The sequence below is a fragment of the Corallococcus sp. AB018 genome (genome assembly GCF_003986945.1).
Lineage (GTDB): Bacteria > Myxococcota > Myxococcia > Myxococcales > Myxococcaceae > Corallococcus > Corallococcus exiguus.
Genome location: NZ_RAWR01000246.1, coordinates 1 through 15,315, shown reverse-complemented (window position 1 = coordinate 15,315; position 15,315 = coordinate 1). Strand labels below are relative to the sequence as shown.

The 15,315-nt window shown below is 71.8% G+C and carries 9 protein-coding genes and 2 pseudogenes; 6 read left to right on the top strand and 5 right to left on the bottom strand.

Annotated elements, in window-relative coordinates; all coding sequences use genetic code 11:
• From D7Y11_RS36415 to D7Y11_RS36390, 6 genes and pseudogenes are all read left to right on the top strand, one after another.
• Positions 1–582 (top strand): annotated as a pseudogene (locus tag D7Y11_RS36415) (hypothetical protein); the annotation flags it as partial.
• A 42-nt stretch (positions 583–624) separates the two neighbouring features.
• Positions 625–1,695 (top strand): hypothetical protein, encoded by a 1,071-nt coding sequence (locus D7Y11_RS36410; protein WP_121755853.1) that lies wholly within the window; start codon positions 625–627, stop codon positions 1,693–1,695.
• Between the two features lie 36 nt (positions 1,696–1,731).
• Entirely contained in the window at positions 1,732–3,036 is a 1,305-nt protein-coding gene (locus tag D7Y11_RS36405) for a hypothetical protein (protein WP_121755854.1), read from the top strand.
• Between the two features lie 21 nt (positions 3,037–3,057).
• The gene (locus D7Y11_RS36400) at positions 3,058–5,046 is read left to right on the top strand and encodes a hypothetical protein (RefSeq protein ID WP_126935973.1); all 1,989 of its coding nucleotides are present in this window, start codon (positions 3,058–3,060) and stop codon (positions 5,044–5,046) included.
• 59 nt (positions 5,047–5,105) lie between these two features.
• Positions 5,106–6,203, top strand: coding sequence for a hypothetical protein (locus tag D7Y11_RS36395; protein WP_126935972.1), 1,098 nt, complete (start codon positions 5,106–5,108; stop codon positions 6,201–6,203).
• A 16-nt stretch (positions 6,204–6,219) separates the two neighbouring features.
• The gene (locus D7Y11_RS36390) at positions 6,220–7,200 is read left to right on the top strand and encodes a DUF4438 domain-containing protein (RefSeq protein WP_120580144.1); all 981 of its coding nucleotides are present in this window, start codon (positions 6,220–6,222) and stop codon (positions 7,198–7,200) included.
• On the opposite strand, the gene D7Y11_RS36385 is transcribed toward D7Y11_RS36390, so the two are convergent.
• From D7Y11_RS36385 to D7Y11_RS36365, 5 genes and pseudogenes are all read right to left on the bottom strand, one after another.
• Positions 7,183–7,569, bottom strand: a complete 387-nt coding sequence (locus tag D7Y11_RS36385; RefSeq protein WP_126935971.1) for a response regulator transcription factor — start codon at positions 7,567–7,569, stop codon at positions 7,183–7,185. The genes D7Y11_RS36390 and D7Y11_RS36385 overlap by 18 nt on opposite strands.
• Before the next feature lie 8 nt (positions 7,570–7,577).
• Positions 7,578–8,393: a hypothetical protein gene (locus D7Y11_RS36380; RefSeq protein WP_126935970.1), complete on the bottom strand. Its 816-nt coding sequence runs from the start codon at positions 8,391–8,393 to the stop codon at positions 7,578–7,580.
• 1,956 nt (positions 8,394–10,349) lie between these two features.
• The gene (locus D7Y11_RS36375) at positions 10,350–13,091 is read right to left on the bottom strand and encodes a VWA domain-containing protein (protein ID WP_126935969.1); all 2,742 of its coding nucleotides are present in this window, start codon (positions 13,089–13,091) and stop codon (positions 10,350–10,352) included.
• Positions 13,088–14,821 (bottom strand): BatA and WFA domain-containing protein, encoded by a 1,734-nt coding sequence (locus D7Y11_RS36370; RefSeq protein ID WP_126935968.1) that lies wholly within the window; start codon positions 14,819–14,821, stop codon positions 13,088–13,090. The genes D7Y11_RS36375 and D7Y11_RS36370 overlap by 4 nt, the downstream gene beginning before the upstream one ends.
• A pseudogene (locus D7Y11_RS36365) lies at positions 14,818–15,315 on the bottom strand (DUF58 domain-containing protein); the annotation flags it as partial. The pseudogene D7Y11_RS36365 and the gene D7Y11_RS36370, both read right to left, overlap by 4 nt.

The window sequence follows — 15,315 nt, the reverse complement described above, 5'->3', positions numbered from 1 at the left end:
GGATTGCGCGGTGCGCTCGCGGGGGCGGTGGGTGGCCTGATTCCAGGCGTGGGCGGGCGCATCGCGTCCTCTGTTCTGCGCGGCGACGGCGCGGATGACGACGCGTCGCTGGATGCGCTCGCGGACATGGCGGATGCGCGGCAGGTGCCGCCCGCCGTGGCCCTGCCGCTGGGCGCGGGGCTCGCGGCGCGGGTGGTGGCGCGGCAGGCGGTGCCCATGAGCACCACGCTCGGTGGCGCCGCGCAGGGCGTGCTGCGGGCTCGCACGCGCGGCGTGGAACAGCTCCTGATGCGGCTCGCCCAGCAGGTGCCGGGCACCTCGGGCCGGCGGCTGCGGCTGATGCGCCTCATCGCCCGGCTGGCGGCGGGGAACCTGCGCCTGCGCGGCACGGGCGGCGCCATCACCGCTCTGCCCAGGGTGGTGCAGGGCGCGGGGCGCCGGGTCATCACGCGCGCGATCCAGGTGCCCGCGATGGGCGTCGTCCCGGCGCGCCTGGCCGCGCGGCGGGTGCACGCCCGGCGGCACGTGCTGCGCCACATCCCCGTCTCCGCGGTCAGCGCCGCGAGCGTCCGCCGCGCCTAGGTCGATCCACTCACGAAGTCTTCAGGACAAGGAGGAGTACCCATGCAACCGCAGCCTTTCGAAGAGGAGTTTTCGAGCCAGGGCGATGAGATGTCCGACCTGCTGGCAGAGGGCGAGGAGGGCTTCGAGGACGAGGGCATGGACGACCCCTTCGAGGGTGAAGGCATGGAGGAGGGCTTCGAGGCCGAGGGCTTCGAGGACAACCCCACCACCATGGAGGACCCCTTCGAGGGCGAGGGCTTCGAGGACAACCCCACCACCATGGAGGAGGGCTTCGAGGCCGAGGGCTTCGAGGAGAACCCCACCCCCATGGAGGAGGGCTTCGAGGCCGAAGGCTTCGAGACGGACAACCCCAACGCCCTGGAGGACACGTTCGCGGACGCGATGGACGCCCAGGACGAGGACGAGTTCCTCCGCCGCCTGGCGGCCGGCGCGCGCCGGCTGGCCACCGTGGCCGGACCCACCTTCCAGCGCATCCGCCGCAGGGCCATGCCCATCGCCATGCGGCTCATCCGTCAGGCCGCGCCCCGGCTGGGCGGCATCGCGGGCCAGGAGATTGGCCGCAGCCTGGGTGGGCTGCTCCGCGCGGACGCGATGGACGCCTTCGCGGACGCCGCCGGGGACTACGCCAACGACGAGGACATGGACGCCTTCAACCGCGTGCTGGGCGGGCTGGCGGCGCGGCACGTGGTCCGCTCCACCATGTCTCCCGCGCGCCGCCGGCAGTCGCCCCAGCAGGCCCGGGCGCTGGGACGCGCGGTGGGCCAGATGACGACGCAGCTCGCCTCGCGCATCAGCCAGCGCTACGGCCCGCGGGCCCTGCCGGCGGTGACGCGCGTGGTGCGTCAGGTGACGCGGCTGGTGCGCCAGCAGGGCGCGAGCCCCCAGGCGGTGCCGCGGATGCTCCGCCGCATCGGCGGGCGCGTCATCTCCAGCCCGCGCGTGGTGCGCCGCCTGGCCCGGACGAGCGCCGCCGTGCGGCAGCTCCGGGCGCGCGCGGGCCTGCGCCGGGTGGGGACTCGCGGCCGGCTGAACCCCATGATGGGAGGCCCGGGCCTTCGCCGGCTGCGCACCGTCACGCTGCGGGGGCCGGTGCGCGTCATCGTGCGGTGAACCAGGGGGCGTGAGCGGCAAGGGGGAGGCGGGCACATGGCGGACACGCTTCAGCGGTTCCTGCGGGCCAAGGTCCAGAGCATCACGTTCCGGGCGGGGCGGCTGTCGCGCCTCACGCCACAGGACGTGGGCATCCGGCCCCGGGACGTCCCCTACGCCCCCTCCGCCGCGCACTTCGCCGCGGCCAACGCGCGCCTGGGCGAAATCGACCGCGACGTGCGCCGCGCCCTGTCGCGGCTGAACGGCCGGCTGCACGACGCCCCCCTCGCGCCTGACGAGGTGCTGGGGCGCAACGCGCTCTTGGAGCGTGAAATCGACCGCGCCCGCCGCGCCTACGGCCTCTTCTTCGACGTCTTCAGCCAGCGGGGCACGCGGTTCGCGCCGGCGCTGGCGGCCTGCGACGCCATCGCGGTGGACTGCTTCCAGGCGGTGCGCCAGGCCTCGCCGGGTCTGCTGGACGGCCCCATGCTCAAGCCGCTCACCTACCTGGAGCACGGCTTCTCCCCGGCCACCTTCCGGCGCGGCGTGTTGCTGAGCCGGCTGCTCGGGGAGCGCAACCCCTTCCCGCTCATCCGCGTGCCCTACGAGCGCGTGGAGGCTCCATGGGGGATGGGCGTCATCCTCCATGAAATCGGCCACAACCTGCAGGCGGACCTGGGCATCTGGCAGGAGACGCAGGTGGCACTCCAGCGGCGGGTGCTGCACGCCACCGGCAACCCGTGGCTCACGCGTCTGTGGGGCCGCTGGCACAAGGAGATCTTCGCGGACCTCATCGCGTGCCTGCTCGGGGGGCCCGCGTCGGTGCACTCGATGAAGGACTTCCTCGCGTACCCGTCGTCACGGGTGCTGACGTTCCATCCGCTCAGCGCGCACCCCACGCCATTCCTGCGCGTGTTCATCCAGGCGGAGATGCTCCGGCGCATGGGCTTCATCCGCCGGGCATGCGACGTGCGCGACAACTGGGACCGGCTGTACCGTTCGCGGCTGCCCTCCGCGCGAATTCCCAAGCTGCTCTTGTGCACGGCGGCGCGGCTCATCCCCCATGTCGTGGATGAGATTGCCTTCCAGCCCCGCCGGGGCCTGGCGCAGCGCGCGCTGGTGGACGTGGTGCCGTTCTGGCCGTCGGATCAAGAGCGCATCGACCGGGCCGCGGAGTCATTGGCGCGCGGGCACATCCCGCCGGGGCTGCCGCCGCGCCACGTGGTGAGCGCCAGCCGCGAGGCGCTCGAACGGAGGCTGGCACCGCCCGAGCGCATCTCTCGGACGGTGCTCAATCATCTGGTGAAGCTCGGCACGCGGAACGCGCGGACGCCGGGCGTGGGCGTCACCCTGGCCGCATGACAGGACCTCAAGGGAGGGACGATGTACGAGAACGTGAAGGGGAGAAGCCCCGGCGCATCCATCGAGCTGGCCTCGAGCGCGAAGTCGAAGTTCGACGAGTTCCTGCGCCGTCAGCTCGGTGTGTCCGACGCGCGTGACCCCAAGGCGGTGGTGTACGCGCTGCGCAAGCTCTACCCGACCACGGCCGCGCGCCTGGACGACGAGAGCAGTGGCCAGCCCATCCGCGTCTCGGCCACGCCCGAGCCGGTCATGGCCCTGATGAATGGCACCCTGGACTCGCCGGGCCAGCGGAGGTTCCGCCAGGAGCGCAAGGCACTGGTGGACGACCTGGAGATCGCGGTGAACCTGGCCTCCAACCGCGACTTCAAGGCACCGATGTGCGGCTGGCGAGACTCCATCCTCGCGGAGCTGGACGAGGGCGAGGCCGCGGCGAACATGGCGGTGGACCCCGTGTCGCGCGACCGGGCCTTCTATTCCATCCGCAAGCTGGGGGACACCGCGCGCGTGGCCCGCCTGGTGGGGATGGTGAACCCCACGGTGGTCCAGGAGTTCGGCCGGCTCGCGGCGACCATCGACGACAACGCCACGCTCCTGCGCATCCTGGCGGGCGAGGCGCTCTTCCGCGCCGGCTTCGACAAGGGCGGCACGGTGTTCCAGGTCGCGCTCCAGGACCTGCGCCAGCGCCGAGAGGCGCTCATCAACTCACTGGAGCAGCTCACCGCCACCTCCATCCAGGAGGGCTACGACGACTGGGGTGACGGCCAGGCGTCCTACGGCAAGCTGTTGGATCAGCTGCGCGCCCGGGGGCAGTCGGACCTGCGCGCCATCGTCCGGCCGGATGCCATGTCGCGGTTGTTGGACGTGCTGCTGAACCACACGCCCCGGCAGAACTCGGAGGACATGCGTGGCATCGCGTCGGCGGTGCCCGTGGAGCTCATCCAGCTGCGGCGCCTGCGGGACGTGGCCGGCAGCCTGCTGGACACGTCCACCACCGGCTTCTCCAACTCCGGCGGCAGCAGCCGGGGCGTCGCGTTGAACGCGAAGGTCCAGGGAGCCTCCGCGCCCCTGGCCGCCTTCACGGAAGCACTCACGCTCTTCATCGACGCGTTCGACCGGCCCAACGCCGGGGCGCGGCTGCTCAACCTGGTGCTCCCCGTCCCGCTGACGTTCCGGGACCTGACGGGCAAGGAGCAGGCGCTGAACGACAAGTTCCGGGATCGCAACGACACCCAGGAGCTCATCGAGGACCTGCTGATGGACCCCAGCACGTCGGTGGAGTTCTGGAAGGAGCTGGCCCGGTTGGATCGCAAGCTCTACCACCTCGACCGGATCATCGACCTGTTCCTGCTGGACTACGACGAGGCCGTGGTGCCGGGCGGCAACCGCGTGGACCTCCACGAGGACATGATTGAACAGCTGGACGCGAACGTGGACGTCTTCAACGTGAGCCCGGCGTTCCTCCGGGAGCAGTGCGGACTGGAGGAGGACTCGCTGGAGCTGGCGAACACGCTGACCCAGGAGGCGCCCGGACAGTCGGAGGAAATCGAGGACGACCGGAACCACAAGTACGGCTTCCCGGAGGGCGCGCACTGCAACACCGGCGAGCCGTTCACGGTGCCTCCGCCGATCCGCGTCTCGCTGGACCGCATCGAGAAGGACCTGGAGCCAGGCATCAACCCGGGGGCCGTGGAGCACCCGATGGAAGCGGAGCCGGGCGAGCGGGCGGCACCCGCAACCACGGTGGGTAACGGGGCCAGCCTGAACGACGTGGCCTCGCTCATCGAGAAGAGCCGGGCGCGCATCATGACGGACGTGAAGCAGCAGCTGGAGGCCCAGGGGCCGGAGCTGGCCCGTCAGCTGGAGGCAGCGTTCTCGGATCAGCTCAAGGCCGTGGAGCGCATCATCTCCGGCAAGGGGCGGCACGCTTCGGACGGACAGCCCGCGCCGCCCAACGGGCACACCAAGTCGGGCCACTCGCGTCGCCACGTCCGCCACGCTCGCAAGCCATGAGCGCGCACGCACGGGCCTGAAACCCATTCCTTCAACGTCATTGACCCAGGTGGCATGCCATGAGCATCGGTACGGCAGAAGCCCTTCAGCGGCTGTTCGCGCAGTGGAAGCGGGAAGTCCTCTCCAACGTCACGTCGGATGAGCAGCGCACGGAGCTGCAGAAGCAGCTCTCGCTCCGGGAGGAGGAGCTGCTCACCAGCGCCTCCGACGGCTCGACGGCGTCGCTCTTCTCGGACCTGATGGGGTTGGGCAAGGACGGAGCGCCGTCCTTTGACTCCATCAGCCGGCCGCTGCTCGTCCAGGACTTCGACGAGTCCGTCATCGAGACGCAGCTCCACGCGACCGCGGAGCTCTATTACATCTACCAGCACGAACGGATGAAGGTGTTCCAGGTGGCGGGCGTGCTCCTGCGCCTCTTCCACGACGGGCGCATGCGCATCCAGCGGGGTCCCGGCGCGCGGGCGCTGTACCTGATGGAGAAGCACCAACCGCTGCGTTACAAGCCGCGCGACCGGCAGCTCGCGTACCGGCGCGCGTTCAACTACGGCAGCCTGGCGGCGCCAGCGGGCGCGGTGATGTTCCGCAACTTCCACCGAGAGTTCATCGCCTTCGTGTCCGCCATCGCGCAGTACTTCCGCGACCTGCTCATTGGCGAAGTCATCCGCGGCTCGCAGCAGCTGAACGAGCGGCCCTTCGCGAGCCAGGCCACCATCCAGCGACTGGGCACGGACATCCGCTGGCAGATCGACCGCGCCACCTACGGCAACATCCTGGCGCTCACGGTGGAGGTGGGCGAGTACCTCAAGACCATCCTCGACGCGATGGAGACGCCGGACATCAAGAAGGCCTTCGACGCGAACACCAAGTGGGACGTGATTGAAGTGGTGTCGCAGCGCTACCTGGGCGGCGCGGGGGAGATTTCGCAGCGCTCGAAGATGGCGGATGCGGGGCGCCTGCTGCTCAACTTCGTGGCGGACAATCCCTTCAAGACGCGCGACTTCAAGGACTTCCAGACGGAGGTGATGCCGCTGGGCCCGGTGGCGGAAGAGTGGATCGCCGCGTACCGGATGACGCCGGATGGCCGGTCGTTCCGGGGCGTGACGCCCGTCCTGCGCCAGACGCTGGGCATCACCAGCCCCGCGCCGGCGATGCGCTGAAGGAGGGAGGCACGGCATGGACATCCCGCTGCATCCCCTGATGGAGGCGGGCATGGGGGCCGCCTCGGCGCCGCGCACCAACGTGTCGCGGATGGTGGCCTCCGCGGTGGCGGGACAGGTGTCCCATCCCGTCGTGCGCGCGTCGCCGTACCGCATGGGCCGGGATGGGGTGCCCCGGCTGGTGCCGGGCAGCGGCGGCATCGTGCTCAACCGCCGCGTGGGAGACCGCGCGGTGGGGCTGGCGGCGGACCACATGGAAGCGGGTGTGTCGCTGCACAACACGGGGAAGGACGACGTCGGCCAACGCGGTGGCTCCAACCGGGCGCTGATGTTCTATGCGTGCGTGGGCAACCGCGCGCGCGTGACGAGCGGTCCCGCGAGGGGCGCGGTGGGCACCGTGGTGGGAAAGCACGGCGGCATCAACCACGTCATCGTGGACTTCCCGCCCGCGGTGAAGCGCCGGCTGTGCATTGGCGACCGCGTGCAGCTGGATGCGTACGGCCAGGGGCTGGAGCTGCCGGACTTCCCGCAGGTGCGCGCGCTCAACCTGTCGCCCCGGCTGCTCCGGCAATGGGGCGTACGGACGCAAGCGGGGCGGTTGGTGGTTCCCGTGACGCACACGGTGCCCGCGGAGCTGATGGGTTCGGGGTTCGGGCGTTCGGAGGGCGTGCTGGGGGACCTGGACATCCAGCTGTCGGACGCGCGGCTGGTGCGCAAGCACCGGCTGAATGCGCTCCGGCTGGGGGACCTGGTGGCGGTGTGTCCGTTGGACTACCGCTTCGGGCCTTCGCGGCGGGCGGGGGTCATCACGGTGGGCGTGGTGGTGCATTCGGACAGCAAGGTCGCGGGGCATGGACCGGGGGTGACGCCGCTGCTCATCTGCCCGGGGGAGTGCGTGCGGCTGGTGTGCCGGCCCCAGGCCAACGTGGCGCTCGTGCTGGGGCTGCGGCGGAGCGTGGCGCCGCCGGCGCGCGGTCCGTCACGGGGTCGGGGGTAGGGACACCGCGCCCAGGCAGCGCGACACCATGGCGGCGCGGGTATCCACGCCCAGCTTGACGAAGATGCGCCGCAGGTGGGCCGCCACGGTCCACGCGCTGATGTTGAGCTTCGTGGCGATCTGCTTGTTGCCCCAGCCCGCGCAGACGCACGAGACGACCTGCAGCTCGCGCGAGGTGAGCAACCGCACGTCGGACGCGGGCGCCGTCGCGGGGCTCGCGGAGGGCTCCGCGGACACCAGGTGGTAGCGCTGACCGTTGAGGATGAGCTCGCCGGCCAGGACGCGGTTCTGCTCCTGGGGAGCAGCCGGGGCGCCGGGGTCGGGGACCACGAGCAGGACATGGCTCCCGGGAGGAAGAAGCGTCCGCATGGCGTGCGCTAGGAAGGGTCCGCCAGTTCGGGAGAGGTGAGGATGCGCCAGACTTCGGAGGCTTCGCGCGAGCGTCCGGTGGCGCGCAGGTCCTCCGCGAGGCGCTCACCCGCGTGCGCTCCCGCGACGGGTGGCTCCGGCCGTTCGCGTGCGAGCGTCACGAGCCGCGTGACGCCGCGGCGGCCGAAGCGAAGCTCGGAGTGGAAGAGCAGGGCCAGCGCGCGAGCCGAAGCGAAGAGTCCACCGGGCGCGTCCACGGCCGTCTCCGCCTGGGCGCAGGAGGCCAGCATGGGGCGCAGCACGTGCGTGACGAGCGTTTCGAGTTGCGCCCGTTGAGCGCCGCGCTCCCGGCCGGCCCGGGCAAGCGCCGCGAGCAGCCGGGGGTCTTCGGCGAGCAGGGCCAGGGCATCGTGGCCTTCGCTGGGGGACGCGAGCCTGGAGCCCAGGAGGCGCAGCGAGGCGGCTGCGTCCGGCTGCGCTGGGGTGGCTTCGAGTCCCAGCCGTCCCAGGCGCGCGTCGAACGCCTCGGGTTCGTGCTGCTTCCAGTGGACGAGCGCGGTGATGAGCAGGGGTCCTGACAATGGCCAGGCGCCCCACCGGGGCTCGCCGCCGGGCTGGGACTCGGAGGTGACGGAGTCGAACGGGTGCCCGAACCACGCGAGGACGAAGTCCAAGGCGCGGGCCTGGGGTTCCGTGAGGCCTGGTCCCATGACCTCCTCACGAGAGGGTGCGCACGGCCCGCGCACCGCGACGGTGCCGCGATGGATGGGCTTGCCGCCCTCGTTGCCCAGGACGATTCGAGCGCCATCCGGGAAGGTGACCACGGGCCCCTGGAGCCGGAGTTCCTCACGGGCCGCGCGGAAGGGCGAGTCCTGTACTTCCGCTTCGCGGAACCGCGACTCGGTGAAGAAGTCGGTTCCGGAGCGGAGGTGGGCGTTCTCCTCCCGGGAGGTGCGGGCAGGTGCCGACTCGGAGTCCCTGAAGGGGTCTGCTCCGGAGCGCGAGTGATGGTTCGCCTCACGGACCGAACGAGCCGAGACCGCCTCCAGCGCCGCGAACGGATCCGCGCCAGTGCCAGGGTGGCGGTTTGCCTCACGAACCGAACGAGCAGAGGCCGTCTCTGACTCCCTGAATGGATCCGCATCCGAGCGAGCGTGGCGGCTTGCCTCATGGGCCGAACGAGCAGCACCAGCCTCCGCGAACGGGGCCGCACCAGAGTGAGCGTGGCGGCTTGCCACATGGGTCGAACGAGCAGCACCCGCCTCTGACGCGAACGGATCCGCGCCAGGGTGAGCATGGCTGCTTGCCACATGGGCCGGACGAGCAGCCGCCGCCTCTGACGCGAGCGGATCCGCACCCCGGCTCGAATGGTGTCTTGCCTCACGATTCGAGCGAGCAGCAGCCGCCTCTGACGCAGTGAACGGAACCGCTCCGGACCTCAGGTGGCGATTTGCATCACGGGCCGAGCGTTCCGATGCCGCCGGCATGAGGGGCGCCTGTTCGCTGAACGGATCCGTCTCAAGGTGATGATCCTCGCGCGCCGCGCGAACGGAATCGACGCCGGAATCCTGTTCGCCGAACGAAGTCGCTTCGCGGCGGTGCTTCTCACGGGCCGCGCGGGACGAAGCGGGGGGGCCGCCCTGCGGCATCCGGGGTCGGGGCGCTGACTCAGCGAGCGAACTGCGGCCAGAACGTGGAGGGCGCACTCCCTCGCCAGAAGCAGAGCCTCCACCCTGCGGCATCCGGGATCGGGACACGGACTCGGCGAGCGTGCCGGAACCGGACCGTGGAGGGCGCATGCCTTCACGTGCGGCGCCAGGGGCCTCGGATTCAGCAGGAGTGCGGGGCCTCGATTCGGAGAACGGCTCACGGTCAGGACGCGCAGGGCGCCCCTCCCCCCTGGTCGCGCGAGACGAGGCATGACGGCTGGGCCCCGGTTCGGCGAAACGCTCTGGGTTCTGACGAGGAGGACGCTGCGGCGCACTCGCTGTCCCCGATGAGTCGTCTTCCCTCGTGTAAGCAGGAGGTCTGGAGCCGCGACGCGGAGGACGCATCTGCTCCCGGGTCGCGCGAGAGGAAACAGCGGGCTCACCCTGCGTCGTCTTGTCACCTGGGCCGAGGTCATCGAGCGGGTCGTCACCAGAGCGAGCAGCGGCTCCGGAAGTGCGCTGACGCGGTTCCGGCGCATCCTCCCGTGAGAAGGGATCACCCCGTTCGAGGTCGGAAACCCAGCGGTCCAGGAGCGACATCACGCCCTGGGAGGCAACGGGCGCACGGTTCCGCTTCCGCCCCGCATCATCACCAGCCACGGCAACCTCCCCTGAGAACCAACCTGCCCACGCACAGTAGGAATCACCCTTGCGCAGGGAAGTTCGACCCGGAGCCGGGCTCGACGGTTGAGTTCAGGATGGAGGCGCCACTGCGGCTCCCCAGGACGACAGTGCGGTCATCCCGGAAGGCTGTCCCCACGCTGGCTCGCCTGCTCTCGGCGCGTGCTCAGAAGAGACGCGATTACGTTGCCGGTGCCCCCGGTCGTGGCGTCCAGCGCCGCGCGTCGCGGGGCAGCCACAGGAGCCGGAAGGCCCCCGCACGCCCTTCATAGCGGCGGACCGGGAGCCCCTAGCCGAGGGCCACCACGCCGGTCCGACTGTCGGACAGGTTCGTGGGGTACGCCGCTGCCGGGCAGTCCCAGAGGGGTCTCCGTTCTCTCCCCTGTTGGACAGCATGGCGCTCAGAGAACCTGGCGCCGTGCGCGGACTCGCGCACTCGAGCACCTCGGATCAGCGCCCCGTGCGACGCCGTGCCCGCGCTCTTGCGGCCTCCAGTGCGGAGTCCACTCCAGCGGGCGGTTTCGGAGGCTCCGGCTTCTGCTCGGCGGGTTCCTCCTGAACAGGCTTGGGCGTCGTCGCGGAGGGCTTCACGTCCGTGCGTGGGGCCGCCGTCGGCTCTCGTGCGCTGGCTTCCTTCACGGGCCTTTCCCGTGCGGCACGCACTCGGGGCGCGGAGAGGAACCTGCGCACCGCGACCTCCGCCAGCATCGCCGCCAGCGCGAACGCGACCAGCCAGGGCGCCAGCGCCACGCGGCCTTCCGACTCCGGCGCCTCCGCGAACAGGCCCGTCATCGACAGCCGCTCCTGGCCTCCGCCCACCGCCGCCAATGCTCGCAGGAGCTTGAGGCCCTCCTTCGCGCTGCCCGGCTCGAACTCCGGCGCGTACGGCAGCGCCACCGGTGGCGCCCTCAACACGCGTCCGCCCCACTTCACCACCGGGTGCCAGGTGCCGCTGCCCGTCAGCGGGTACTCGACCACCAGCCGGTCCTCGTCCTCCCAGTGCAGCGGCTTCTCCACGCCGGAGCGCCCGTCACCCGACAGCAACACCGCCGTGGGCAGCGCGCCCGGCATCGGCTCACCCGGAGGCAGGTCCAACGTCACGCGCAACAGGTTGCCCTGGCGCTCCGAGCGCACCACCGCCTCTTCCTTCGGCGTCGGCCGCCCCATCGACCAGCGCACCACCGCCTCCAGCGTCGCCCTCAGTGCGCCCCACTCGCGCAGCTCGCCCGTGTACTTGCCGTCCACCTCCGCAGTGAGCGCCACCGTGCGCCCCGCTCCGTGCGGCCATAGCGCCAGCACCGGCGCGGCGTTCGTGTCCAACGTGCGCAGCGCCACGTTCGCCCGAGGCTTCAGGTAGGTGAGGTTGTAGCCGCCCACCTGCGGCAGGCCCGCCGTCGGCAGCGGTCCCAACAGCGACAGGTCCGGCGCGGCCTCCAGCGACGCGGGCTCGTCCACGAACGTGGCCCTCGCCACCGCGAGCGTCTCCTGGCTGAAGATGCGCGGCAAGCTCATGGCGTCCTCCGCGAAGTAGATGCGCCCGGCCCCGCGCCGGGCCACCTCGCGCAACAGGTCCGCGTCCGGATCCGTGGGCTTTCCCAAGCCGATGACCGACACCGTCACGTTGGCCGCTCGCAGCGCCGCCAGCGTCTCCTGGTAGTCGCCCGGCTCCTCGGAGTCCGCCGCGTCCGAGAACAGCACCACGTGCCGCGTGGGCTTGTCGCTGCGGAGGATCTCCTTGCTGCCCGCGCGCAGGGCCGTGCCCACGTAGATGCCACCACCGCCGCTGAAGCCTCGCGCCACCTGGTCGAACGGCAGGCCCTTGCTCACCGGACTCAAGGGGAAGATTTCATGCGGCTCCGTGTCCACCATGTGCACGGAGGCTTCGTCGTTCCCGTTGAGCAACGTGAGCGCCGCCGTGACGCCCTCCGCGGCCAGCTCCATCTTCGTGCGCCCATCCGGCACCTGCATGCCCATGGAGCAACTCGAATCCATGAGCACGCTCATCGCCACCGACGCGCGCCGCTGCTCCTCGCGCATCTCCAATGACACAGGCAGCAGTGGCTCCACGGGCGAGCGCCGGTAGCCGCCCTCGCCGAAGCTCGACCGCCCTCCCGTCATCACCAGCCCGCCACCCGCCTGGTCCACGTAGTCCGCCAGCGCGTTCAACCCCGTCTCGCCCAGCGCGTTGGCGTCCACGTTCTCCAGCACCACCACGCCCACCCCGTCGAGCGCCTCCAGCGACAGGTGGAACGGCGCCTTCACGTCCACGGTCATGCCCGTCGCCGTCAGCGCCTTCGCCAACGTGCCCGAGGGCTGCGCGGTGAGCAGCAACACGCGCGGCGGCCCCTCCACGCGCAGCACGCCCACGCCCACGTCGTTCTCCGGGACGCCGTCTCCGGGCACCTCCACCGTGAGCCGGTAGTGCACGAGCCCCGGCTCCTCCAGCAGGTCGCGCAGGGGCAGCAGGTTGGGCCCGGGCTTGAAGTCGTACGGCCCCTTCACCAGCACCTTCCCGTCGCGCTCCAGCCGCACGGTGCCGGTGACGGCCGACGTCGCCTGCACCACGGCGGAGAACTGGAAGGGCTCGCGCACGGAGACCGTGGCGGGCACGTCCAGCGACACCACGGCCACGTCCAGCGCGGGCTCCGGCCGGGACACCTGCCGGTAGTCCACCGCGATGCCTCGCGCAGCCAGCCGCCGCGTCGCACCCCGGGCATCCGCGCCCGTGGCACGGCCGTCGGAGACCACCAGCACCCGGCCCGTGCGCTCGGGGGGAATGAGCGCACCCGCCGCGTCCAGCGCGGCCGACAGGTCCGACGCCTCCGCGTCCACCGGCCGCGTGAAGCCGCCGAACCGGCTCCGCTCCGACAGCGAGGACTCCACCCGCGCCTCGCGGCCGAAGGTGATGACCCCCACGCGGTCGCCCGGCCGGCGCTGGGACTCCACCAGCGAGACGAGCTCCTGCGCCACGCGGTCCACGTCCAGCGGCATGGAGCGTGAGCGGTCCACCACCACGGCCACGTCGCTGCCCGCGTTCGCCAGCCGCAGCTCCGGCCCGGACAGCGCGCCCACGCCGAGCACCAGGAGCGCCCACCGCAGCACCATGGGCGGACCGGGCCTCCGGCCGTAGCGCCACAGGAAGAGTCCCAGCGGCAACAGCAGCAGCCACGCCTGGGGAAGGGTGAAGGTCATGCCTTCCTCGTGACGTAGAAGTCCGCCAGCAGCGCGGCCAGCAGCACCACCAGGGGCCAGCGGGCGCGCTCATGGCCGCTGTTCCCTTCCGAGTCCTCGCCCGCTTCCTTCGCGGCCACGTCCGCGCTGCCCCGGCCACGCAGGTCCGACTCCCGAGCATCCAGCGCCAGCACCTCCAGCGAGTCTACTTCACGGCCCTCGCGCTCCAGCACATAGCGACCGGGGCTGGTGGGCGCGGGCAGGCTCAGCGCACCCGCGCCAAACACGGGCTTGCGGCCCGCGGGTCCCTTCAGCGCGTAGCGTGCACCGGCCTCCGTCACCACGGAGAGCGACTCGCCCAGGTTGAGCTGACGCCGGGGGAAGCCCTCGCGAAGCCGCCGCGCATCACGCACCACGTTGCCCAGCAACACGGGCCAGGCGGTGGTCCGCTGGAGGTTGGAGCGCGCCAGGTCCACGTTGAGGTGCAGCCGCCCGCCCTCCTCTTCCGACACGAGCACGGCTTCGCCCGCGGTCATCAACGGACGGCCCGGAGGGTTCGCGCCCGCCGTCCACCGCACGCCCGAAAGCTGCACGTCGTCCATCAGCGTGCTGCCCTTCTCCGTGAAGAACGGCCCCACGAAGGTGCGCAGCGGTCCCTCCGCGCCCAGCGTCACACGGGCCTCCGCGCGCGCGGGGCCGACGGACAGCACCGGCGCGCCGGGAACAGGAGGGCCGTGCGCCACATCGGGAGACACGGCCAGGAAGCGCTCCAGCGCCTGCTTCGACGCGGGCGACAGGCCCTCCGTCAGCCCCACGGCCACCGGCATCACGGGGGACGGGGGCAGGCGCACGTGTCCGTCCTCGGGCAGCGCGTCGTCCGGCAGGGACACCTCCACGTCGCCGGCCTCGCGAAACGTGAGGCGCACGGTCGCGGCGCCCTCTTCCGGCAACGCGATGCGCTCCGTGCGTTCGGTGCCTTCCCGCGCGCCCGGTCCGGGTGCCGCGCGCACGCGTGCATCAATCTCCGAAGGCCCCGCCCCGAAGCGAGCGACCCGCAGCGTCACCGTGGCCCGGCCGCCTTCGTCGCGCCGCTGCGCGGAGACCAACGCCACGTTGCCCTGGGAGCGCCCCAGCGCAGTCCAACGCACGGAGGGCGGCACGGTCGTGTCCTCGGAGGGCGGCGCGTCAGTGAAGAAGTGCACGTGCTTGCCCGGGCCAGCCAGCTCCTGCGCCCACAGGAGCGAAGCCGTGACGTCATGGTCCGGACCGCGCGCCTGGAAGGACTCCAGCGCGCCCAGGGCACGCGACGCATCGGCCTCCGGTCCAGCGAGGACCCGGGGCGCCACGCCGCTCGCGAGCACCGTGACGTGCGTCGCGCGTTCCGACTCCACGCGCTTCGCGGCTTCCGTGCGCACGTGCTCCAGCACCGTCTTGCCATCCGGGGTCCGCGCGGACATGGACAGGCTGCCGTCCACGACGAGCACCAGATGACGGCGCCGAGCGTTCTCCCCCAGCCGCACGTCCGCCAGGTACAGCGCGGCGGCCAGCACGGCGAGCGCCTCCAGCAGCAGCGACGCCTCACGCGTGAAGCGCTCCCACCGGGGCCCGCCCTCCGCGCGAGGACGCGGCGTGCGCCACAGGAACAACGCGCTCACCACCACCGGCTTCTGCCGGCGGCGCAGGAAGTACGCCGCGACCAGCGGCACCAGCGCGCCCAACGCCAGCAGTCCCCAGGGAAGTCCGAAGCTCACGCCCCGCCTCCCGCGACGAACAACGCGCGCAGCGGCCCCGCCACCTGCGCGCGCAACCCTTCGGCCGCGTTCACGGTGAGCAGCGCTCCCCGCGCCCGCACCGCCGCGCTTCGCAGCGCACGCTGGTGCTCCGCGAAGCGGCGGGCGTAGGCGGCCAGCACGCCGTCCGTCAGCAACTCCTCCAGCGCCACACCACTCTCCGCGTCCACCAGCCGCGCGCCCTCACCACCCGAGGGCTCCAGGTCCTCCGCGTCCAGCACCTGCACCAGGAACAGCGCCGACGCTCCTCGCGACAGCCGGGCGCACAGCGCCTCCAGGTCCGTCTCGAAGAGGAAGTCGCTCACCACCACCCGCAGGCCACACGGCCGCAACGGCGGCAGCCGCCCCAGCGCCGACGCCAGGTCATCCCGCGCCTCGAACTCCGCCCCTCGCAGCGCCGCGCGGCACGCCGGCCCCTGTACCCGCTCCGACCGCGCCCCGCCCCACAGCAGCGT